The organism is Microcoleus sp. (assembly GCF_041354475.1).
Taxonomy (GTDB): domain Bacteria; phylum Cyanobacteriota; class Cyanobacteriia; order Cyanobacteriales; family Microcoleaceae; genus Microcoleus.
Genome location: NZ_JBGJZU010000102.1, coordinates 1 through 20,002 on the forward strand (window position 1 = coordinate 1; position 20,002 = coordinate 20,002).

24 protein-coding genes and 1 pseudogene are annotated in these 20,002 nt (G+C 43.5%); 10 read left to right on the forward strand and 15 right to left on the reverse strand.

The window, feature by feature from the left end; translation table 11 throughout:
- The first annotated feature begins 139 nt into the window (after positions 1 to 139).
- From ACBR23_RS25820 to ACBR23_RS25855, 8 genes are all read left to right on the forward strand, one after another.
- Positions 140 to 1,426, forward strand: a complete 1,287-nt coding sequence (locus ACBR23_RS25820) for a HEAT repeat domain-containing protein (RefSeq protein ID WP_371118409.1) — start codon at positions 140 to 142, stop codon at positions 1,424 to 1,426.
- Between the two features lie 313 nt (positions 1,427 to 1,739).
- A complete protein-coding gene (locus ACBR23_RS25825) occupies positions 1,740 to 2,351 on the forward strand; it encodes a HEAT repeat domain-containing protein (RefSeq protein ID WP_371118410.1) in 612 nt (203 codons plus the stop codon).
- 46 nt (positions 2,352 to 2,397) lie between these two features.
- Positions 2,398 to 2,670 carry a hypothetical protein gene (locus tag ACBR23_RS25830; RefSeq protein WP_371117363.1) on the forward strand — a complete coding sequence of 91 codons (273 nt, stop codon included), beginning with the start codon at positions 2,398 to 2,400 and terminating at the stop codon, positions 2,668 to 2,670.
- 3 nt (positions 2,671 to 2,673) lie between these two features.
- Positions 2,674 to 3,201 (forward strand): helix-turn-helix transcriptional regulator, encoded by a 528-nt coding sequence (locus tag ACBR23_RS25835; RefSeq protein ID WP_371117362.1) that lies wholly within the window; start codon positions 2,674 to 2,676, stop codon positions 3,199 to 3,201.
- A 56-nt stretch (positions 3,202 to 3,257) separates the two neighbouring features.
- Entirely contained in the window at positions 3,258 to 4,628 is a 1,371-nt protein-coding gene (locus ACBR23_RS25840; protein WP_371118411.1) for an AAA family ATPase, read from the forward strand.
- A complete protein-coding gene (locus ACBR23_RS25845; protein WP_371118412.1) occupies positions 4,628 to 5,212 on the forward strand; it encodes a hypothetical protein in 585 nt (194 codons plus the stop codon). Before ACBR23_RS25840 ends, ACBR23_RS25845 begins: the two co-directional genes overlap by 1 nt.
- Before the next feature lie 197 nt (positions 5,213 to 5,409).
- Positions 5,410 to 5,685, forward strand: coding sequence for a CopG family transcriptional regulator (locus ACBR23_RS25850; protein ID WP_293150304.1), 276 nt, complete (start codon positions 5,410 to 5,412; stop codon positions 5,683 to 5,685).
- Positions 5,682 to 6,059, forward strand: coding sequence for a type II toxin-antitoxin system PemK/MazF family toxin (locus ACBR23_RS25855; RefSeq protein WP_371118413.1), 378 nt, complete (start codon positions 5,682 to 5,684; stop codon positions 6,057 to 6,059). Before ACBR23_RS25850 ends, ACBR23_RS25855 begins: the two co-directional genes overlap by 4 nt.
- 81 nt (positions 6,060 to 6,140) lie before the next feature.
- Here ACBR23_RS25855 and ACBR23_RS25860 read toward each other — a convergent pair whose 3' ends face one another.
- The 4 genes from ACBR23_RS25860 to ACBR23_RS25875 form a co-directional block, all read right to left on the reverse strand.
- Positions 6,141 to 6,617, reverse strand: coding sequence for a DUF2656 domain-containing protein (locus ACBR23_RS25860; RefSeq protein WP_371117358.1), 477 nt, complete (start codon positions 6,615 to 6,617; stop codon positions 6,141 to 6,143).
- A 4-nt stretch (positions 6,618 to 6,621) separates the two neighbouring features.
- Complete coding sequence (locus ACBR23_RS25865; protein WP_371118414.1) at positions 6,622 to 7,506, reverse strand: HEAT repeat domain-containing protein; 885 nt, start codon at positions 7,504 to 7,506, stop codon at positions 6,622 to 6,624.
- A gap of 6 nt (positions 7,507 to 7,512) precedes the next feature.
- Positions 7,513 to 7,791, reverse strand: a complete 279-nt coding sequence (locus ACBR23_RS25870; RefSeq protein ID WP_371118415.1) for a hypothetical protein — start codon at positions 7,789 to 7,791, stop codon at positions 7,513 to 7,515.
- Positions 7,792 to 8,016: 225 nt separating this feature from the next.
- On the reverse strand, positions 8,017 to 8,619 hold the full coding sequence (locus tag ACBR23_RS25875) for a phycobiliprotein lyase (RefSeq protein ID WP_371117354.1): 603 nt from the start codon (positions 8,617 to 8,619) through the stop codon (positions 8,017 to 8,019).
- Positions 8,620 to 9,062: 443 nt separating this feature from the next.
- On the opposite strand from ACBR23_RS25875, the gene ACBR23_RS25880 reads away from it, so the two are divergent.
- Positions 9,063 to 9,884, forward strand: a complete 822-nt coding sequence (locus tag ACBR23_RS25880; RefSeq protein WP_371118416.1) for a pentapeptide repeat-containing protein — start codon at positions 9,063 to 9,065, stop codon at positions 9,882 to 9,884.
- Positions 9,885 to 10,022: 138 nt separating this feature from the next.
- Here ACBR23_RS25880 and ACBR23_RS25885 read toward each other — a convergent pair whose 3' ends face one another.
- Together ACBR23_RS25885 and ACBR23_RS25890 are read right to left on the reverse strand one after the other, a co-directional pair.
- Positions 10,023 to 10,760: a phycoerythrobilin:ferredoxin oxidoreductase gene (locus tag ACBR23_RS25885; protein ID WP_371118417.1), complete on the reverse strand. Its 738-nt coding sequence runs from the start codon at positions 10,758 to 10,760 to the stop codon at positions 10,023 to 10,025.
- Between the two features lie 7 nt (positions 10,761 to 10,767).
- A complete protein-coding gene (locus tag ACBR23_RS25890) occupies positions 10,768 to 11,502 on the reverse strand; it encodes a 15,16-dihydrobiliverdin:ferredoxin oxidoreductase (protein WP_371118418.1) in 735 nt (244 codons plus the stop codon).
- A 327-nt stretch (positions 11,503 to 11,829) separates the two neighbouring features.
- Here ACBR23_RS25890 and ACBR23_RS25895 point away from each other — a divergent pair, with 327 nt between their 5' ends.
- Entirely contained in the window at positions 11,830 to 12,408 is a 579-nt protein-coding gene (locus ACBR23_RS25895) for a phycobilisome protein (protein ID WP_371118419.1), read from the forward strand.
- Between the two features lie 308 nt (positions 12,409 to 12,716).
- On the opposite strand, the gene ACBR23_RS25900 is transcribed toward ACBR23_RS25895, so the two are convergent.
- The 9 genes and pseudogenes from ACBR23_RS25900 to ACBR23_RS25940 form a co-directional block, all read right to left on the reverse strand.
- Positions 12,717 to 13,382: a HEAT repeat domain-containing protein gene (locus ACBR23_RS25900; RefSeq protein WP_371118420.1), complete on the reverse strand. Its 666-nt coding sequence runs from the start codon at positions 13,380 to 13,382 to the stop codon at positions 12,717 to 12,719.
- Between the two features lie 432 nt (positions 13,383 to 13,814).
- The gene (locus ACBR23_RS25905; protein WP_371117348.1) at positions 13,815 to 14,144 is read right to left on the reverse strand and encodes a CpeR family transcriptional regulator; all 330 of its coding nucleotides are present in this window, start codon (positions 14,142 to 14,144) and stop codon (positions 13,815 to 13,817) included.
- Positions 14,145 to 14,473: 329 nt separating this feature from the next.
- Positions 14,474 to 14,626, reverse strand: coding sequence for a phycobilisome linker polypeptide (locus ACBR23_RS25910; RefSeq protein WP_371118481.1), 153 nt, complete (start codon positions 14,624 to 14,626; stop codon positions 14,474 to 14,476).
- A gap of 210 nt (positions 14,627 to 14,836) precedes the next feature.
- Positions 14,837 to 15,241, reverse strand: a pseudogene (locus ACBR23_RS25915) (phycobilisome rod-core linker polypeptide); the annotation flags it as partial.
- Positions 15,242 to 15,352: 111 nt separating this feature from the next.
- Positions 15,353 to 16,237: a phycobilisome rod-core linker polypeptide gene (locus tag ACBR23_RS25920; RefSeq protein WP_371117346.1), complete on the reverse strand. Its 885-nt coding sequence runs from the start codon at positions 16,235 to 16,237 to the stop codon at positions 15,353 to 15,355.
- Between the two features lie 206 nt (positions 16,238 to 16,443).
- Positions 16,444 to 17,043: a chromophore lyase CpcT/CpeT gene (locus ACBR23_RS25925; protein WP_371117345.1), complete on the reverse strand. Its 600-nt coding sequence runs from the start codon at positions 17,041 to 17,043 to the stop codon at positions 16,444 to 16,446.
- Positions 17,044 to 17,061: 18 nt separating this feature from the next.
- Positions 17,062 to 17,595 carry a phycobiliprotein lyase gene (locus ACBR23_RS25930; protein ID WP_371117344.1) on the reverse strand — a complete coding sequence of 178 codons (534 nt, stop codon included), beginning with the start codon at positions 17,593 to 17,595 and terminating at the stop codon, positions 17,062 to 17,064.
- A gap of 453 nt (positions 17,596 to 18,048) precedes the next feature.
- Complete coding sequence (locus ACBR23_RS25935) at positions 18,049 to 18,534, reverse strand: glutathione peroxidase (protein ID WP_371117343.1); 486 nt, start codon at positions 18,532 to 18,534, stop codon at positions 18,049 to 18,051.
- A 183-nt stretch (positions 18,535 to 18,717) separates the two neighbouring features.
- A complete protein-coding gene (locus ACBR23_RS25940) occupies positions 18,718 to 19,626 on the reverse strand; it encodes a YsnF/AvaK domain-containing protein (protein WP_371118421.1) in 909 nt (302 codons plus the stop codon).
- Positions 19,627 to 20,002: the final 376 nt, after the last annotated feature.

Consider the following 20,002-nt stretch of genomic DNA (forward strand, 5'->3'; position numbering starts at 1 on the left):
GATTCCTTCTTCCTGATTCCTTCCCCCATTGGGGGGGGCTGGGGGGGGTTCTTCTTCCTGATTCCTTCTTCCTGATTCCTTCCCCCATTGGGGGGGGCTGGGGGGGGTTCTTCTTCCTTCTTCCTTCTAATATAATTTTATGGATAAACGATTTTTTAGTTTTTTTAATTTAACAGAAGACCAGGCGATCGCCCTTTTAGATACGCCCCAAGCTGAAATTGGCGAAGAAGATTCCCGCTACATCGCTGCTTCCCACTTGATCAATTTCTCCACAGATCGATCGATCGCGGCATTGATGCGAGCAGTACAGCAAACCGATCCGGTGTTAGAAAATCGGATTGTGCGCCGCAAATCGGTAGAAACTTTGGGAAGACTGCAAGCTGCGCAAGCATTGCCCGTGATTCGCACCTGTTTGAGCGATAATGACTGTTACACTGTGGAAAATGCGGTTTGGGCGATCGGCGAAATTGGTACTCAAGATGCCGATGTTTTAGAAGAAGTTGCTCAATTGCTGGATAAACCGGGACAAACTTACCGCGTAATTATCCACACTCTGACAAAATTAGATTATGCTCCAGCTTTAGAAAGAATTCGCAGATTTGTCGATGATATTGACCCGCCGACTGCTAGTTCTGCGATCGCCGCAATTTGTCGCCTAACCAGAGACTTTTCTCAAATGGGCAAAGTTGTCGCCATGTTGCAACACAAAAATGTCCTAGGGCGCAGATTATCCATCCAAGATTTGATTGATGCGCGTTACTACGATGCAATTCCCAATATTGCCAGATGTCCCGTATCTTTAGTGTTTCGGCTGAGAGGAATTAGGATGTTAGCATCAGCAGGAATTGCTGACAAATCCCTGACCTTTGCCACCATTCAACCTTATTTGGAACAAACCTTAAGAGACTATCCAGCCGATTTAGATTTAGTGCATAGTTATGAAAAATTACCAGATTTATCGTTTTTGATTCGCCAGTTATACGAAACAGATTTTGGACGTTGCTATTTAGCAGCTAAGACAATTCTCGAACATTACTCAGAGGAAGCACCAGCAGCTTTGTTTGCCACCTTTGCCGAAGAAGCAAATAATGACTATGGAGCGCATTTTCATGTGGTAAAATTGTTTGGTTGGTTAAAACATTCGGCCGCCTACGATTTGTTATTGGAAGCTTTGAATAACTCCCAACCCCAGTTTCAGAAATCCCGTGCGGCGGCTGCGATCGCCCTGGGGGAACTCGGAGAACAACGTGCCATTCCAGAATTGAAAGCCTGTCTGGAAACTAAAATCTGGGATTTGAAGTATGCTGCATTAATGGCACTCGAAAAACTTGGTGATGTCAGTGGTTATGCGATCGCTGCGGCCGACCAGGATTGGTTGGTTCAAGCTAAAATAGATGCTTATACTTCTGTACCATCCGAAATATAGCTGTAGGGAAACGGCAGTGCCCATAGGTGTCAACTTAAGGTAAAACCGATAGTCCGCCAGGGGTTGAAACCCCTGCCTCAAAGCTAAAGTCCTCTCAAGAGGACTGAAGAGAAGAATTTTCAACTCATTAGTCCTCGACCGAGGACTTTAGCTATTAGACAGGGGTTTCAACCCCGGTTGGACTCGCGGGCCCACAGACAGACTTGGCGGGCTTTTAGGCTTAAGTTGACACCAATGGGCAGTGCCGTGTCCCTACCTGAGAAATGCTATATCTTAATTCAGCCTAATTAGAATACCTAAAACCCCAAAAACCATGACAACAGATGCTTTGTTTGAACAATTAAAACACCCGAATCCTCATATGCGCGATCGGGCAATGTTTGAAATTGCCGATTCCCGCGATGAGAATACAATTTCTCGACTGGTGGGCATTTTAGATGATCAAGATGTCACCTATCGTCGGGCGGCTGTGAAGGCCTTGGGTGCGATCGGCGAGGATGCGGTACCATCGGTAGTTGAAGCATTATTAAACAGCGAAAATGTGACTGTGCGAGGGAGTGCAGCGAAAGCATTAGCACAAATTGCGATAAATTATCCAGATTTGCCTTTCCCGGAAGTGGGCTTGCAGGGGTTAAAAAAGGCGATCGATGACGCTAATCCTGTGGTGCATATTGCAGCCGTGATGGCCTTGGGGCAGATGGGTTCGTCTGCGTTTGAGATTTTGGTGGAATCGCTGAAAACAACGGATAATGTGGCGGTACAGGTGGCGATTGTGAGTGCATTGGCTTCTGTGGGCGATCGACGTTGTGTAGAAGTTCTCACCACATTTGCCAATGACGAAACCGTGGATTCTTATGTGCGGGAATCAGCGACAAGTTCTTTATCGCGGTTGGATTTGGTAATGAATTATAAGCGTGCAGAATAGTTAGGTTGATGGTTGTGTGTTGAATGATTTGTAAGCAAAAATTGTAATGGTCAGAAAAACTCACCCAAAGCCAGAAGTTGAGGATGCGTTGAGATACGCTGAAAAAAATGGATGGCGCGTTGATGTTGGTGGTTCTCATGCTTGGGGAAAAATCTACTGCCCCTACAACAATAAAGAGTGTAGAAGCGGGATTTTTTGTATATCTAGTATTTGGAGTACCCCAAAAAACTCAGGGAATCATGGAAAACAAATTCGCCGAGTAGTAGATAACTGCACAAAGCATAACGATGTCAATGAGTCTTCCCCAGAGGAGGAATAAAAAATGAACGAGTATGATTTTACAGTGAAGTTTAATCTAGGAAATTCCCTAGCAGATCCTGATGATTTTATTGACAGACTTTATGAAGGTGGCTGTGATGACGCCTTAATCGGAGTTGGGAATAAAGAATATGTCGCACTAAATTTCATCCGCGAGGCATCGTCGGCTTATGAAGCTATTTCTACTGCGATTAATGATGTCAAAAGAGTTGTTCCAGGTGCCAGTCTAATTGAAGCAGCACCAGATTTTGTTGGTTTGACCGATGCAGCTAAAATTCTGGGGTACACTCAACAGCACATGACAAATCTCACCCTCGAAAACGACTCAAAATTTCCGATTCCCGTTTATGAAGGTGCCCACTCTGTCTGGCATTTAGCGGAAATTTTAATTTGGTTGCGCGAAAATCAAACACATTCAATTGATGATACATTGTTAGATATTGCTCAAACCAATATGAATATTAACATTGCCAGGGGTTGGCAAAAGATCCCTCCTGATACCCAAGAAAGTATCAAGGCGCTGGCTGTTTAGCTTGGTTTGTGCGATCGAAGCGGATTTGTTGGCGATGCAATCTAAGGAAAACACCAATGAAAATTAAAGTCAAAAATCTTGGTGCCCTAAAACAAGCTGAATTCACCCTTGGCGAGTTGACAATTATTTGTGGCGGCAACAATACCGGTAAAACCTACGCTACCTATGCACTGTTTGGCTTTTTGTTTACTTGGCGGCGGATGTTGGCGATCGAAATCAACGACGATAAAATCCAGCAACTCCTTGCTGACGGCGTAATTCGTCTGGATATACAAGAATATGTAAAACAGGCACAGCAAATTATTGCTAAAGGTTGTCAGGCTTATACACAGCAATTACCTCAGATTTTTGCAGCGCCGGCTAAACGATTTAAAGACACAGAGTTTCAAGTCACCCTAGACATCAAAAATATTAGCTTGGCAAGCAGATTTCAGTCAACATTAGGATCTACAAATGTCGAATTCTTCTCAATGACCAAAAGTCAAGAGAGTACAGAATTAGTTGTCACCCTCCTAGTTGAGAAAGAAAAGGTAAAATTTCCCAACGAAATACTGAAGCACACTATTGCCGATGCACTAAAAGACATCATTTTTGCTACAATTATTCCTCGCCCTTTCATCGCTAGTGCAGAGCGAACAGGTGCCGCAATTTTTCGCAAAGAATTGAATTTTGCCCGCAATAGATTGCTTGACGAAATGGGTCAAGGCAACAATAATATCAATCCAATGGAGCTTTTATTTAAGGCTTATCAGGACTATGCCCTGCCGATCAAGACAAACGTTGACTTTACGAGGGAACTGGAAACCATTGTCAAAAAAAGCAGTTTCATTGCGGAAAACCATCCTGATATATTGACAGATTTCGCTGACATCATCGGCGGTAAATATACAGTCACTCGTAATGATGAACTTTATTACGAGCCGAAGGGTAAACGGCTCAAGCTTTCTATGGATGAAAGTTCTAGTGCTGTGCGTTCTCTATTAGACATCGGTTTTTACCTCAAACATGAGGCTCAAATTGGCGATTTATTGATGATAGATGAACCAGAATTGAATCTACATCCTGAAAACCAGCGTCGCGTCGCACGTCTATTTGCCAGACTGGTAAATCTGGGTATTAAGGTTTTTATTACCACCCACAGTGATTACATTATTAAAGAACTGAATACATTGATTATGCTTAACCATGATAAACCTCATCTCAAGCGAATTGCTGAAGAAGAAGGTTATCGGGAAGTAGAACTAATTTCGTCTGACAAAATCAAAGTTTATATTGCAGAAGAGGCAGGGAAGACAAAAACAAATAAATGTCAAACCCTGACACCAGCGGATATTGATCCAGAAATGGGTATTGAAGCCCGCAGTTTTGATACAACTATTGAAACGATGAACAGAATTCAGGAAGCGATTGTTTGGGGTGAGGATTGATGTCTGATATTGCTATCCTCAAAGAGATGATTCAAGAAAGTGCTACAGTTCCATTGGAAGAACACAAAGGTAAAAAGCAAGTTATACTCAAGGAACCTCCGCCTGCTGACTATTCTGTAACGATTGATGGAATGCCTGATGATGCTCAAGTTATTGTCATTAAAGCCGATGCTTTCCCAGCACCAAGCAAGATTTTTACCAGCTCAAAAGGTCAGTGCAAACGCGCTGATTTTGCGATCGTTGCTGATACTCCCACAGAAAAAATCATCTTTTGTATTGAGATGAAGAAAAAGAAAGGCAAGACTAAAAACATTATCCAGCAGCAACTAACGGGCGCAAAATGCTTTGTTGACTATTGTAAGGAAATCGGCAAAGCATTTTGGCATCAACAAAACTTCCTTGATGCTTATGAATATCGTTTTGTCAGTATCGGTCATATTCCCATTTCCAAAGGAAAAACACGCAATAATCGCTCAACTGAGACTAATGACCGTTTAACTGAGATTCATGACCGTCCTGATAGGATGCTGAAAATTAGTAGACCCAATAAACTTCAGTTCAATCATTTAATCTACGGGAGATAGATAGTGTGGTGAACTTCAAAATCAGCGCTTCGGGACTTAGCTTTTACTTTCCAAGCAACTTTTCACCTTTTACCCTTTTACCCTTTTCTCCTTTCAACCTTAAAACATCCTCGATCGCCTAATCCATCACTATTTTGAAAAAAAGAGTTAAGATAGATATCTAGAGAACATTCAGGTTTCATTTAGGAGTGATTTTCATGTCTAATCCTACAATTGAAGCAAAAATCAGTCTCCCTGCTAATTTACTAGAAGCGACTGATAAAGCAGTAAACCAGGGAAAAGCCAAGAGTCGTGATGAATTTATTATGCGGGCTATTTGTCGAGAATTAGCAGCGCTGAAACGAGCTGAAATTGATGAAGCACTAGCAGAAATGACAAGCGATCCAGAATATCAAGCTGAAGTTTTACAGATGGAGGCTGAATTTGCTACAGCTTCTTGGGAGGCTTTTAAATTAGCGGAGTCTCAAGAATGAAAAGAGGAGAGGTTTATTTAGCTCGTCTCGATCCTGTGGAAGGTTCTGAACAAGGGGGAAATCGTCCGGTGATTATAGTCAGTCGCGACGTAATTAATGCTAGTAGTCCAGTCGTTTTGGCAGTTCCCTGTACCACTTATCAACAAAACAAGCGCATTTTTCCATCTCAGGTTTTGATTAAAGCTCCTGATGGAGGATTAGAAAGGGATTCAATTGTTAAAGCGGATCAAGTGCGGGTATTGGCAAAAACTAGACTTTTGCAAATGCTGGGAAAGGTTTCAGAGGCAAAAATTGCCGAACTTAATCGTGCTTTAATGATTGCTTTAGATTTACCAGAACAAGATGATGAGGAAAGTTTAAAAATAGCAGACTAAGTATCGAGTGACGTTTGGTTGTTGTTTCAACAGTATCAATCAAAAAGATATCACGGCTGGTTAACTCAGCCTTTTATCCTTTTACCCTTTTCTCCTTTCAACCTTAAAAACATCCTCAATACTTTTCCCGGATGTTTTCTCCTCCCAGCCCATCGCCATCAAGAAACTCTCAGCAGACTGAGTTTCCACCACATCAACCCCCCATTCTCCCGTTTGCAGCGCCTCAACATCGCTACTCAATGGCGGAGTCTTCTTCAACCCCGCTAAAATCAAAATATCAGGAAAAGAATCATCGGCTTTCCCTTGACTCATCCGCTTATTCACCAAAGCTTCAGCGCAAAATTCCCCAACTTGAGGCGGAGCAAAATCATCAGTAGAAAATAAAACTTCTACCATCCAATGAGCATGATTTAATTGACGACACTTAATCTCAGGATATTGACTTAAACCCTCAGCAAATACCAAAGTCAAATCTTCCCGACTTAAGGGCGGAAAAACACCTTCTGGTATATCAAAATTATGAGAAAGCAACATCCGCCCGGTTCCAGATTCAGTCATGTTTTTACTTAATTTGAGAAATTGCCAACTTAATCACACCTTGAATCGCCACTTCCGATTCCTTGGCTAATGCAGCTTGTAGTGGTTCGATCGCACTTCGATCGCCTACTTTCATCAAAGACAAGGCCGCCGCCCTGCGAGTTTCCCCATCATCGGTATCCAGTAACTCAATCAGGTTGGGGATTGCAGGCTTATAAGCCAGATTTCCCAAAGCAGCCGCCGCCTCACAACGCACATCAACATCCACATCCGTCAGAGACTTAACCAAAATCTCGAATAACTCCGCTTTGGGCTCTTCCTGTGCAACTTTGGCGATCGCACCAACCACCGCACCACGCACCACAGACGAATCAGAGGCTATTGCTTGATACAAATACTCCTTCGCCCCCGCCCCAATAAACGCCAACGCCCAAGCAGCATGACCGATCGTACTTTCCGGCAAATCCTTCGATGCTAAAATATCCAACAAAGCCTGCACAGAAGGTTCCCCAATCCTCGCCAACGCCCCAATGGATGAACCCTTAACCACCGTATCCTCATCATTCAACAAAGCATGAATTAAATGAGGAACCGCAGTTGGATCGGCAATCAAAGTCAAAGTTTTAGCCGCCGCGCGTCGCACCACCGGATTAGCATGATTTGCCAAACCATCCAACAAAACAGGAGTCGCAGCTTCACCAATTTCCGCCAAAGTTTCCGCGAAACGCAATCTAGTCATCCCCCGCGTATCTCCCAAACATTCAACCAACCGCTTCAAACTTTCCGCATCATCAGGATCGAAAGTATCTAAATCTATTTGTTCAGTAACTTCCCGCAGAAAAGCATCTGTTTCTGCATGAGCCAATAAAATTGGATCGTCCTGAGATTGAACACCAGCATTCACCATCATTGTCACCTAATTATTAGTAGTTATACCAGCCAATTGAGCGCGGAGACTCTCAAGTCCAGCATCAATTTTAGCAAGTTCCGGCTCAATTTTAGCCAGGGCTGGTTTCTGGGGAAGTTTTGCTTTTTGTGCGGCTGCAATCGTCTCACTCACCAAACGTTCCCGATACCGCTCAAATTCCGCAATCACTTCCACCAATTCTTCAGCATCTGTCTCAGTCGAATTTTCGGTTGAATCTTCGGCAGATTCATCATTCTCAGATGGTGTTAATTCTTCGTTTTCAGACATAGTTTTGATAGTTTGATAACAGGTAAAAAAATTAGGCTATCGTGTCTAGTTAAACAAATCAAATTGCCGTAGGGGCGGGTTTTACAAACAATAATTGCCCAAAACCAATAATCTCATAAACCCGCCCCCGCCAAATTGCCGTAGGGGCGGGTTTTACCAACAATAATTGCCCAAGACCAATCATCTCATAAACCCGCCCGCACCAAACCCTAAATCGCTTTAACATCACACCGCAGCCGCCCCAGAAACTCTCAAGCGATTGCGTTCCAACATCTCTTCTAAAACCGACTGAGAAATACAACGACGCTCAGAACAGTATGCCATTTGTTTAACCCCATTGCTCATTTGAACGGTCATCACCCGTACCCGAAAATGATCGTTAATAAACCAACAGCGTTCCTGTCCTTGATTTGTCTCATATTCCGTCTCAATAGTCAACACCCCATCCTCAGCAAAATTGTAAATACCAATTACCGGAATGCCTTCAACGTAGCCGCGATTTCGCAGAAACTTGCCCATCTTTGGGTTATTGGGATTGGGTACATCGATCAGAATTGCAGCATAATTTTGGTTGGGGCTAGCATCATCCAAATTATCCTGCCACATAAAACTGCATCCCCCACTCACTAAAGCGGGATCTACATTCTGCTGTTGACAAACTTCTAAGACTCTGGGATCATCTATGGACAAGACATCAATGATGACATTAGATTCTCCCGACTCATCAGCAGCAGCAGTATCAAAATTATGGACTGTTCGCTGAGTGAACCAAACGCCCTCACTTTTGCGAAAGAAATCCATCATAGTCATCGGTGGTGTTAGCAGCATTTCTGTGTCAACTTAGGGAGAGGAATCAAGTAATTAGGAGACGGCTCTTGGAGTGTCCCTACAATATTATTTTGGGTAGGGAAACGGCACTGCCCATAGGTGTCAACTTAAGCCGAAAGCCCGCCAGGGACTGAAGTCCCTGTCTAATAGCGAAAGTCCTCTGAAGAGGACTAATGAGTTCTTCAGTCCTCTTTAGAGGACTTTAGCTTTGAGACAGGGGTTTCAACCCCTGTCGGACTATCGGTTTTACCTTAAGTTGACACCAATGGGCACTGCCGTCTCCTCTATATCATTCCTTCCCCTTGTGAAGGGGATGGGAGGAGAATCGGATCGGATTTTGGTTAAGAACAATTAACAAAAGGCGATCGCACAACAATCAAATCCTAGGATAAATGACACCGGACACTTTGAGCAATTCGATCAATAAATCTTCAAAAAATCCAATGGCACTTCATCAACACTCTTTTTTCCTCTCAGAACCCCTGACTCTCACAGAAGTCTTACAAGCTGTTGAGCAAAGTAAAAGTCTAGCTCAAACCAACCTCCAGGGAATCAACCTCAGCCAGATGGATTTATCCGGGATTGACTTAAGCGGGACAAACTTAATCGGGGCCAACCTCAGCAAAACTAATTTCCAAGGTGCAAATCTCCAGGGAGTTGATTTACGACGGGCTAGTCTCAGAGATGCTAATTTGAGTGGCGCAAACTTACAAGAAAGTTATTTGTTTCGGGCAGATTTACAAGGTTGTAATCTACTCAATGCCAACCTAGAATTAGCTAAATTCAAATTAGCTTTATATGATAGCAAGACCCTTTGGCCAGAAGGATTCAATTACCAAAAATCAGAAGCAATTGGACCAAAAGCTAGTCTGAGTGGGGCTTTCTTGAATACAGCCAACCTCAGAGGAGCAGATTTGAGTTACTGCAATCTGCGAGGTGCTTATCTCAATGGAGCCGATTTAACCGGCGCAAATTTAGAGGGAGCAGCCTTAAGTGGTGCAACTCTTCAAAATGCTTTGCTAACTGGCGCTTATTTACGGAATGCGATATTAATTGGCGCTGAGTTACAGGGCGCAGATTTACGGGCGGCTGATTTGACAGGCGCGAATTTAGAACAATTAAAAAGTATTGCTGGTGCCGATTTTAGTTTAGTACAAGGATTGACCGAAGAAGCGAGAGCAATGCTTCGCAGTCGTAGTTCAAAAGAGTTAGGTACTTGGAACTCTTTCACTCGTAATAATACGGCTCAAAGTCTGGCTTGTTAGTCGGAATGATTAAACCGCGAAGGCGCAAAGAGCGCGAAGGAAGAACTGCATTTTCTTCTTTCTCTTCCTTCGCGTCCTTCGCGCCTTCGCGGTTCATTACTCTATTAGTAATCATATAAACCCGCCCCCAGCCAACTATCAATGTTCCAGATGGCGCTCCAAATCGAACAGAAAACCGTGAATGTACTCCTCAGTCCACTCCTCACCATAGAAGCGCAAAAACATCCCCCTTGCAGGATCTTTAGCAGCACGATAATTGATATAATTGCGTTGAGCCTGAAGGATTTCTGCTAATCTCTGAGTATCTGTGACTGGTTCGGCCCGATCGACCAAATCGAGATAAGCTTGTAGATAATCCTGAAAAGCTGCAAAAACCGTAGTTTGCACAGCCTCCGTTTCCTTGGGACGAGTCCACAGAAACGCTGGAGAAAAGAACTGTTTTGCCTCTTCAGGAAAATCCCCACCCCAAGGTAAGTCTGTTTGATACTTGTTAAAAAGCGGTAAAATCGGATCGGAGTATTGCTTTTGATAAGCCAGAGTATGGAATAGTGGCTGCATATCTAAAGCAATCAAATGTCCCCCCGGCAAAGTTACTAAATCCGCCCCAAAAAAAGGCAAATCATAATTTATTTGGGGGAAAATTACAAAATTCAGTACCTGGAGAGCATCACCACCCTGAACGTGAGCGGCCCGAATCTGGCGCAGTTTTGAGGATTTGAAAGCATGGCTAGTTGTTACCACCAACTGCTCTTTTTTTCCTTTCCCAGTGATACATTCTTTACTTTCAAAACCTGCTGGAATCGGATAAGGAGCTAGGTCTAGTCGTTCCGTTATCAGTGGGATTGCGTAATCTAAAAAAGGCTGATAAAGAGTCATTTTTAATTTATTTTGCCCCGGCGGGAATCGCTAAGGGAACAGCATCTTCAAACAAAAACTCGTACAAAAATTTCTCTGACCATTCATGGCCAAAATAGCTGCTGAATAGCCCGGATGCCGGGTCTCTTTCGGCGCTATACTGGTCGTAATCTTTTTGTGCTTTCACAATCCGCTGAATTGCTTCGGGAGTGTTCAGCACAGAAGCTTGCTGTAGCATTTTACAATACAACTGGACGTATTCTTGATAGGCGGGAAACAATTGGTTTACCACTGTTTCGGCGTCGGTTTTGGCAAAGAGCAAATTTTTGGAAAAATACTGGTTGGCATCATAAAACTTCATTTCTAAGTCTTGTACCAATGCGCTGTATTTACTGCGAATTTCGGTCAATGGTTCGATATACTTGTCTATGTAGGGGCGATCGCGGAATAACGGCTGAAAATCGATTACTACCAAGATTTTCTTTTTCCCAAACGCTAAAAAATCTATCCCCAGCAAGGGTACATCGTAATTATAGTTAGGATAAATAACGCTGTTGAAAATTTGCGCCGTTTCCCCAGCATCGATGTAGGTGTAACGAATTTTTCGCAATTGAGGGCATTGATAGCACCAACTTTGAATGGTGGCTGGATTTTTGCCTCTTTCACTCACCACTGATTCCAAACCAGAGGGAATGGGACGACTCTCTAGTGCAAAATTCTCAGACAGTTCTTTTTCTAAAAATTGCTGAAATGGCTTAAACATATATGATAATTTAGCCCCTTATAGGTTTTCCCTAAATACAGGATGATAGGCGATCGCCAGAAGTCTCGTCTCTGTTTTGGCTAACAAAGTAATATTTCGTTATGAAACCAAACTTTCGATCGAACTTTTGTAATAGATATTTCCCCTTAATTCCTGTGGAGTAGGCATGGGGCCTGCCCTTGACAGTTGGGGATAAGTCTAATTAAGACTTTCTACCACATTCGCCTGTGTTAATTTCATAATTGTAATAAAACTTAATAAATATTCTCATAATTCTAGTCTATAAATTGGATTGTCTCCAACTACCTGAATGCAATTTTAATAACTATGCAGTTAAGTGACAGAGCCAAAGAATTAATTCCCAAAGCGAGAATCGTCAGTTTTGCCGCTTGGAACAATCTCTATTCCGATGAAGTAATCGCCATTTTTCAAGCAGCAGACAATCGAGGTCAATATCTCACCGACGAAGATTTAGAACGCATTCAAAATCTGGTTACCGACAATTTTTTAATGGTAGAACAAGCTAAATTGCTGCGAGAGCAAGCTCCTAATTTGGTTGCCAATGCCAGGGCAAAGGTATTAGCAGAATTTCCGAATATCGCCGAACCAGGAAATGACCTCTATCCTCCGGCTCGTGCTGAAGCCTGTTGGCGAGATTTCTGGCATTTCCTGCGCTCCGTCACCTATGGAGTTGCTGGGAAAAATCCTGAATTCCTCAGCCAGGAAGGACTCAAAAATATGGAGCTACTTTATCAAGAATTGGGCGTCCCCGTACCAGCGATGCTCTGTGGATTAGAACAGTTAAAAACAGTCAGTTTACAGCAATTTAGTTCAGAAGAACAGGATTTGTTAGGTCTGAATTTTGACTATTTAATCACTGCGTTAAAACAGTTTAGTCAAAGTTGAGTACCCATGGGATTTAAGAAACCGGGTTTTTTACCAATATTTTCGCAGTCCAGCCTATATATTCATAAAAACCCGGTTTCTGACTTAGTAGACATATCTAAAAAAGCCACTCTGGAAGAGGCAAAATGCCTGTTCCCCAGTAATTATTGGAGAAGCCTAGTAGAGATTCAAGAAATTCTTCCTTCTTCGTGAATTTCCCCCCTTGGGGGGGCAGGGGGGGTGACTTCTTCCTTCTTCGTGAATTTCCCCCCTTGGGGGGGCAGGGGGGGGTGACTTCTTCCTTCTTCCTTCTTCCTTCTTCCTTCTTCTTAACTGTTTTCCAGCAAGTTTTCTAAAGCAGCGCCAACAACTTGATGATGGGAGTCTTGGCGAAGTTGACTCAAAACATCCTTCGCCTGGGGAGTATCAAAATGCTTCAAAGCAGATGCAGTGTGCTGACGAATTCCTTCATACTCAGAATTAGCCAGCGTCAATAATTGAGAAAGTGCGGCCTGTTCCTGAATTGTTCCAGCTAAGGCACCCAGTGCATCCACAGCAGCTTCCTGGGTGGTCATATCTTCGCCAGCTAATGCTTCGAGACAAACTTCAAAAAGTTCGTTGTAGCACTCCATGTCCACCAGGGCTGCTAGAATGCTGCGACGCACCAACCAGTGGTCATCCTGAATAAAAGTCAGCACTAAATGAGACGCAGCACATCTGCCGAATAGAGACAGGGAATTCGCTGCTTCGGCCCTCACATTGGGGGTGTTATCAAGTTTGATGATTTGGAGGAGTGCGGCGAAAGATTCGGCGCTTTGTTGTTGCCCAAATCCTCGGCTGACAAAGGAACGTACTAAAAATTCTGGGTCGTTGAGTTTGGATTTTAGTAAGGGAACGGCTATTTCTGGTGTATAGTCTTTGAGAGCTGCGATCGCCTTTAGTCGATACTGAAAATCAGAATTTTCTAGAGACGCTTCGATTTGGTGAATATCCATAACCACAGAGCAGTAGTTTCCTTTACTGTAACAGAAATATTGTTTCTTATTCCTTATTCTTTATTCCTTATTCCTTATTCCTTATTCCTTATTCTTTATTCCTTATTATTTATTCCTTATTCCTTATTCCTTCCCCCCTTGGGGGGGTGACTTCTTCCTTCTTCCTGAATTTCCCCCCTTGGGGGGGCAGGGGGGGTGATATCAAATCCGGTAGCATCTGAATGATTCAGATCTCTATTCTCTCCCTCTGTGTCCTCTGTGTTCTCTGCGGTTAAATCATTCCGATGCAGCCGGAAACGATATGACTTCTTCCTTCTTCCTGAATTTCCCCCCTAGGGGGGGCAGGGGGGGGGTGACTTCTTCCTTCTTCCTGAATTTCCCCCCTTGGGGGGGCAGGGGGGGTGACTTCTTCCTTCTTCCTTCTTCCTTCTACTAAACCCTCTCATCAAACCTAGTCTGAAAACTGCCATATTTAAACCAATATTGTCGCAGTTCATGGTGAGGTGTATGTAAACTTCCTTTGGCTTGATAAAGGATAACTTGTCGATGATTTCCCATCCAAACTCGTTTGGTAGGTTCCACAGAAATTAAACACCCTCCTAGACTAATGATACATTCTTCAAATCGCTCAACTGTTGGATAGTCTAGGGTTTCAAAAATCAGAAACTGACCGGAAAAAATCAAGTGGCGACTTCTGATCCAAGCCTGCATTTTTTTGTCAGCTATGGGTGGTAATACCATTTGAGATTTGAGATTTGACATTTGAGTGAGATTTGAAAAACAGTCCTCGACTCGCTCCAACTAGAGAATTTTCCCTTCTATCCTGGATAACTAAAGCCTGATTCGTTCTTCTATCGATCGAGTTTGTGGCTTTTTTTTCATATAAAAAGAGCGAATAATTAACTCGCTCCAGAGAAACTAAAAAATTATGTTCGTCCGGGACAGTAAAATGTGATAGCTATTACAACCACGACTTCCCAGGATTTGTGGATAATCTTGGTCTTCCATTTCTATAGCACAGGCAAGATGCCTGTGCTACAAACAGTCAATTTACTGACTTGGGGATACTCCCTTCATCAAGTTGTGAAGTCTTAAACTACTTCCGTGATGCTGACAATTTTGCCGCCTGCACGATGAATGCGTTGAATTTGCGGAGTCATCTTTGCACCGGACACGAGATATTCAGTGTTACTCACTCGGCGAGGGCTATCAAATTTAGCGCCTTTAACTAAAATTTTGAACATCTTTTCGGTGGCATCTTTGTAAGCGCTGATCCGACCGCCGGTGCTTGGTAAAGTAATTTTGTTACCGCTATTACCAGCGACAAAATCTACTAAGCGAGAAGCGGTAAAGGCACTGTCAACCCCTGCATAACCTTGATATAGAGAGAGGGTGCGATTGTAGCCGACTTGCTTTTGTCCGACTTGACTTTTTGCGCCTTGATAATTGGGGACTGTATTTTCGCCAAATTTGTCTTGGTATTCTTGACTGTCGAGGTAGGAATCTATTTCTGCCTCGTAGCCTTTTTCGATACAGGTGCAGATATGCTCAGATAGTTCTGCTTGGTCTAAGGGAGCGCGACCTAACAAATGTTTAAAGTTGAGTTAGACAAAGCGGTAGGGAGCGCAAGATTCAAAATACCGACTACGATAGAAGTCGGATTTTGCTACAGCACGGACAAATTCCCGTACAGTCATGCCGCCATCGCATAATTGGGATTCGGCGACGGTTAGGCGCTCGCTTTCCATGACGTGAGGATTGCCCAAAACTTGCTTGTAAACGGCGCGAATTACGGCTTGTCTATCGTCGGAGCTGCTAGTAGACCAAAGTTCTACGGGCGCATCTAAAACAACACTCATTGACTTTCTCCTACAAATAAATAATGCTTCAAAACTGAGAATTAAGGATTGCCTAAAAACGCTCAGGGACGTAAATTCCCTAAGTCGTTAAGGCATAAGTTTCAGGGGTTTTTAGTTGACAGCAGTGATGCTGGCAATTACGCCACCTTGTTTGTGGATGCGTTGATATTCTTGCGAAAGGCGATCGAATGGTACAAGATATACTTGATTGCTACGACGGAATTTAGAGACTTTGTTCATCACAGTCGTTCCTGAAGAGCGATATCCAGTTACTGTAATGCGATAAACTTTGCCTTCTGCTTGTGCACCTAATCCAGCACGGCTACGTGCATTCATAGCGTACTCTTGGAATGCCCAACCGTCTCCAACTGTGCCACCGGAAGGGGGAACGATTGGTAAAGGGGTTTCTTGAATGACGAATTTATTGAGAACAGGGGCTTTTCCAGAAATACTGCCCTTGAAATCGCTGCTGGAAGCGCCACGCAAGAGGGCAAACATATGAGTAAACCCAACCATGTTTTTTCCTGGTTGGGTTTTGTAGCCTCGGTAAAAGGGAACGATATTTTCCCCGTAGGCGTTTTGATATTCATCGCTGTCGAGGTAGGAATCAATTTCTGCCTCGAAGCCTTCAGTATCTAAAATGGTGCTATGTGTTCTCATTTCTTCTAGGCCATCGGGTGCGCGACCGAGAAGATGTTTGAAGTTGAGTTCAATGAACCGATAGCGAGGACAAGTGTCGAAAAAGCGAGAACGATAGGCGTCTGATTTTGCCAGAGCGCGGACGAATTCGCGTACACTGAGTTCACCACGTTTGAATTGCGATTCAGGAATTATGGCTCGTTCACTTTCCATGACGTAGGCATTACCCAAAACGTGCCGATAGACAGCACGAATTATGGTTTCTACTTCTTCTTGTGAATGTCCTGGCATCAGTTCTAAAGATGGTGTTTCTTCAAATAAACTGACTCCAAGTCGAGATGCAGGTCCAAAAACCATTTAAAAAATCTCCACTATTGTGTTATGTGAAAATTTACCATAATTAGATGTTAGATTAGAAAAATTTACATATTGTAATATTACAGTTTATGTTACTGTTTTTTTGTACTACAAAATTGGTGTCTTTTTGCCTGTAAATTTTTGATGGCAAGATGTGTGACTGTAGTATGCTTGGGGTTTTCTGACCGATCGCCCAACCGCGTAAATTAGACCAACGGTACTTCTGCTGCAAAGCTTTGGCGCTTTTCAAACCATAAGGAGCCGGAGTCTGAGCCCCAGATCTGTTGATGAGTATTTATATCCATACCGCGATCGAGACTGCTCCAGGTTGTTTCGGTAATTTCCACATCACTGATTAGGTAGGTTGAACAACCTCTTTTTTCGATGAGACATTGGTTTCCTGGCTCTACACTACCTCGAAACATTTCTCCGTCTCGTTTGAACACCATAGAACAATTGTACCGCCTTTGAATGCAATCTGGTTTAATTGTTTTGAGAATGCTTAATTCTCGTGCTGCGCCGGCGTATTGTACTGGATCGTTGAGACTATAATTTTCAATATAAATTTGTGATTCTTGGTCAATTAGTTTGTGGACTCCTTGACGATAGGGTGTCCAGAGGTCATGGTCATATACTTGTTCGGAATAAAAGCCGATCGCATTGAAGAACTCAAAGGGTAAAGGGCGAAATAAGATGTGAATATGGGCAAATTGTTGTGGTTTTTCAAAGGATTGTTTGTAGTTACTAAAATCCCCTGCCATCCACTGAGCTAGGGTGATTAAATCGTTGCTTTTAACTGAATTCATAAGCTGTTTTCTAGTTGCTTATTTCGCTGGGAGTGAACGAATTTCTGAGGAAAATGATGCTGTGACAACTCCACTTCCTTGGCTGGTTTTGATCAGGGAAACACGAAACCGGAGGTTAGGATTGGCAAACCAGATTTTTTCTTCGGCGGCGGCGTTATCGTAGCTGGTGAGCAGGACAAAGGTATCATCCTCGGTGATGTGATAGTCGGCGGCGGCGGGGATGGTTTCGGCATATCCTTGATCTCGTAGTAACTTGCCGCGATTGGGGACTGTGCGATCGGGGATTGGTACGAGGATGCAACTCCCCTTCATTTCGGCGTTTTCATCCCAATCTGAGTGTCCCTCCCAGACCATTTGAAAGGGGCTTAGTGCTTGGGTTGGGTCTATGTTGTAGGACTTGCAGAGGTCGATGACGGCTGCATCATCGGGTGAGACTGCCACGATATCAATCACTGATTCTATAGCTTCAAAGTGTCTGAAAGTCAAGTGATGGGCGCTACGTTGCGATCGCCATTGTCCTAGTGAATTTTCAACAAACTGCTCGATGTTCATAAGTAGAAGCAAGAAGGAAGTATAACCCTGTTAAAAACAGGCACGATGCCCGTTCCACAATCTTGATGAGAAAAGTCTATTGCAGCCCATAGATTATCACATTTTCCTAGGATTGCCTAGACTGGCGATCGCAACTCTTAACCTTTGACTAGGTGCAGGCTATTTTCACATCCCCTTAACCTCGAATTATCACCCATTTCCTAAATAACTCAATCCTTTTGACTGCGGTTATATTTTATTTCTCTTTAGGAAATGAGGAGATACCGGAAAACAGCATTAGCAGTCCGCCAGCCAAAATGGCGATCGCCAATAAACCTACAAATAAATCTAACCCAGATGTATTTTCCACTAAATAATTCTCCCATTGTATTTAATCAACCGCGGGAAAAAAGAAGCCAGAAAATGAGAAACCTAAAAAAAGTAACTTCTTTCCTCTTCTTTATTCCCTCTTCTTTATTTAGCCAATTCCTGTTCAATTGCAGCAATCAACTCAGGAGATTCCGGGCCTACACTGCTGCGAAATCTAGCAACCACTTCACCTTGTTTGCTGACTAAAAATTTCTCAAAATTCCAAGAAACCTCGCCCTTGGGAGCCACAGAACTGGTAAGCTGAGCATAAAGCGGGTGTTGTTGACTACCTTTAGCGTGTACCTTGTCGAAAAGCTCAAAGCTGACACCGTATTTTGTAGTGCAGAATTCGACAATTTCTGAGTTAGTACCAGGCTCCTGAGCACCGAAGTCGTTGCAGGGAAACCCTAAAACCCGGAGACCCGCATCGCTGTACTTTTGATTCAACTCTTCGAGTCCTTTGTATTGAGGCGTATAGCCACAGTAGGAAGCTAAATTCACGATCAAGAGTACCTTACCAGCATACTCTCCTAGCTGTTTGTCTGCGCCTGCGATCGTTTTTACTGTAATGTCGGAAATGGTGCTGGTCATTTTCTAATACTTTTAGACTTTTCCAACACAACTATACCGCAACTTGGAACAATTTTTCCGAAAATGCAGAGTTAGTCCCTCCGGTTAAACTTTCCTAAAACCTGATGGGAAGTTGGGTTTTCTCGCTCAACCCAACCTCTAAGCGTTATTTATCAAATTAGCCCCCAGCTCAGATTTCCTAGTTCAACTATCTGAATAGCTGTCCATCAATTTTTGATAAGTTTCCTCAAGCTCCTGATTTTCTAGAACTATTTCTAGACGGACTTTGGCGCAGCCGTGACGAGGCTGGGATTCGATCAAATGTAAAACTTTGCTAGCTTTTTGCACAGAAGTAAATTCAGCGCTGACTGTTGGTAGTGACGGTTGGTGATGATTAATTTCGCTCAAATCTATCCCGGTGATTTGTCCCTCGCCCAAATCTATTTCCGCCAGCACCTTCGGATCGTCACCTACTTGTTCCACAATCAACTTTTCTCTTTGGATTGGTACTTGTACCATCCGAGTTTCTATTTCTTTGCGGACGATAACTTCCCCAACTTTGCGCTTGCTGCGATTGATTACCAATCGTTCTTCTAGCAGGCGAATTATTTCTCGATCGACAATATCTAAGTCTTCGCCATCTAAGTCTTCGTGAGTTTCCGGGCTTTCCAGATTGTCCATGGGGCGCTCGTCGGCATCGGTTTCATGAGACATAATTGCTACGGGAGGAGTTGGGTTGCTGTGACTGAGAACCTTTGGGGATGCTGGGAGTTCTAAATGCTCATGGCTGTCATTGGCTGATTTTAGGGGCAGCATCTCTATTTGCTCTAAGCTAAGTTTAAAGAACAGGATTTTTTCCTGATAATCTACTGTGTTGAGTTGCTTAATATTTAATAAAACAAGCCGTGGGTTTTCCCCCTGCTTTCCGGCGACTAAAAAATTGAGTTTTCCACTATTATCGAAATAGACATCTTTGATTTTACCTACTAACTCACCGTCCCGATCTTTGACTATAAAAGTTTTAAGTTTTGTTCTCACTTTTTCGGGAACTCGGTTGAAATGGGTAGTTCCCTTGGCACGTTGGGTTTTTTCAACTGAGGGTTGGTTGTTCATTTTTAAAAGTTTCCTAATTTACTGTTTCATTCTCTTGTAGGGGCCGCCCCCCGTGGCTGCCCCAATCTCTGAAACACTTACAAAATTGTGGATGGGGAGGGTAGGCACGGGGGCACTACCCCTACAAAAGCATCGTTTTCTTGAGAATGAAACAGCCCTGGGGGCAGGGGGGGTTCCCCATTACCATTGGTGTCAACTTAAGCCTGAAAGCCTTGGTATCTCTCGTTCATAGCCAAGTCTAGATCCCCCTCGCATCCCCACCCCCCCCTAGCCCCCCCACCCCCCCCTGCCCCCCCCAAGGGGGGATGGGGGAAGGGGGACGAAAGATCGGACTCTTATCCCCCCCTTCTTAAGGGGGGCTAGGGGGGATCTAGAT

Excerpts from the sequence above, each read along its gene's own strand:
- ACBR23_RS25865 (WP_371118414.1), bottom strand. The coding sequence starts at position 7,506 with ATGATGGTGAATGCTGGTGTTCAATCTCAGGACGATCCAATTTTATTG.
- ACBR23_RS25935 (WP_371117343.1), bottom strand. The coding sequence starts at position 18,534 with ATGACCAGCACCATTTCCGACATTACAGTAAAAACGATCGCAGGCGCA.
- ACBR23_RS25940 (WP_371118421.1), bottom strand. The coding sequence starts at position 19,626 with ATGAACAACCAACCCTCAGTTGAAAAAACCCAACGTGCCAAGGGAACT.
- ACBR23_RS25925 (WP_371117345.1), bottom strand. The coding sequence starts at position 17,043 with ATGAATTCAGTTAAAAGCAACGATTTAATCACCCTAGCTCAGTGGATG.
- ACBR23_RS25895 (WP_371118419.1), top strand. The coding sequence starts at position 11,830 with ATGCAGTTAAGTGACAGAGCCAAAGAATTAATTCCCAAAGCGAGAATC.
- ACBR23_RS25875 (WP_371117354.1), bottom strand. The coding sequence starts at position 8,619 with ATGCTGCTAACACCACCGATGACTATGATGGATTTCTTTCGCAAAAGT.
- ACBR23_RS25930 (WP_371117344.1), bottom strand. The coding sequence starts at position 17,595 with ATGAACATCGAGCAGTTTGTTGAAAATTCACTAGGACAATGGCGATCG.
- ACBR23_RS25880 (WP_371118416.1), top strand. The coding sequence starts at position 9,063 with ATGGCACTTCATCAACACTCTTTTTTCCTCTCAGAACCCCTGACTCTC.
- ACBR23_RS25845 (WP_371118412.1), top strand. The coding sequence starts at position 4,628 with ATGTCTGATATTGCTATCCTCAAAGAGATGATTCAAGAAAGTGCTACA.
- ACBR23_RS25885 (WP_371118417.1), bottom strand. The coding sequence starts at position 10,760 with ATGACTCTTTATCAGCCTTTTTTAGATTACGCAATCCCACTGATAACG.
- ACBR23_RS25855 (WP_371118413.1), top strand. The coding sequence starts at position 5,682 with ATGAAAAGAGGAGAGGTTTATTTAGCTCGTCTCGATCCTGTGGAAGGT.
- ACBR23_RS25840 (WP_371118411.1), top strand. The coding sequence starts at position 3,258 with ATGAAAATTAAAGTCAAAAATCTTGGTGCCCTAAAACAAGCTGAATTC.
- ACBR23_RS25900 (WP_371118420.1), bottom strand. The coding sequence starts at position 13,382 with ATGGATATTCACCAAATCGAAGCGTCTCTAGAAAATTCTGATTTTCAG.
- ACBR23_RS25910 (WP_371118481.1), bottom strand. The coding sequence starts at position 14,626 with ATGTTCAAAATTTTAGTTAAAGGCGCTAAATTTGATAGCCCTCGCCGA.
- ACBR23_RS25905 (WP_371117348.1), bottom strand. The coding sequence starts at position 14,144 with ATGTCAAATCTCAAATCTCAAATGGTATTACCACCCATAGCTGACAAA.
- ACBR23_RS25860 (WP_371117358.1), bottom strand. The coding sequence starts at position 6,617 with ATGACTGAATCTGGAACCGGGCGGATGTTGCTTTCTCATAATTTTGAT.
- ACBR23_RS25920 (WP_371117346.1), bottom strand. The coding sequence starts at position 16,237 with ATGGTTTTTGGACCTGCATCTCGACTTGGAGTCAGTTTATTTGAAGAA.
- ACBR23_RS25820 (WP_371118409.1), top strand. The coding sequence starts at position 140 with ATGGATAAACGATTTTTTAGTTTTTTTAATTTAACAGAAGACCAGGCG.
- ACBR23_RS25830 (WP_371117363.1), top strand. The coding sequence starts at position 2,398 with ATGGTCAGAAAAACTCACCCAAAGCCAGAAGTTGAGGATGCGTTGAGA.
- ACBR23_RS25870 (WP_371118415.1), bottom strand. The coding sequence starts at position 7,791 with ATGTCTGAAAACGAAGAATTAACACCATCTGAGAATGATGAATCTGCC.
- ACBR23_RS25835 (WP_371117362.1), top strand. The coding sequence starts at position 2,674 with ATGAACGAGTATGATTTTACAGTGAAGTTTAATCTAGGAAATTCCCTA.
- ACBR23_RS25850 (WP_293150304.1), top strand. The coding sequence starts at position 5,410 with ATGTCTAATCCTACAATTGAAGCAAAAATCAGTCTCCCTGCTAATTTA.
- ACBR23_RS25890 (WP_371118418.1), bottom strand. The coding sequence starts at position 11,502 with ATGTTTAAGCCATTTCAGCAATTTTTAGAAAAAGAACTGTCTGAGAAT.
- ACBR23_RS25825 (WP_371118410.1), top strand. The coding sequence starts at position 1,740 with ATGACAACAGATGCTTTGTTTGAACAATTAAAACACCCGAATCCTCAT.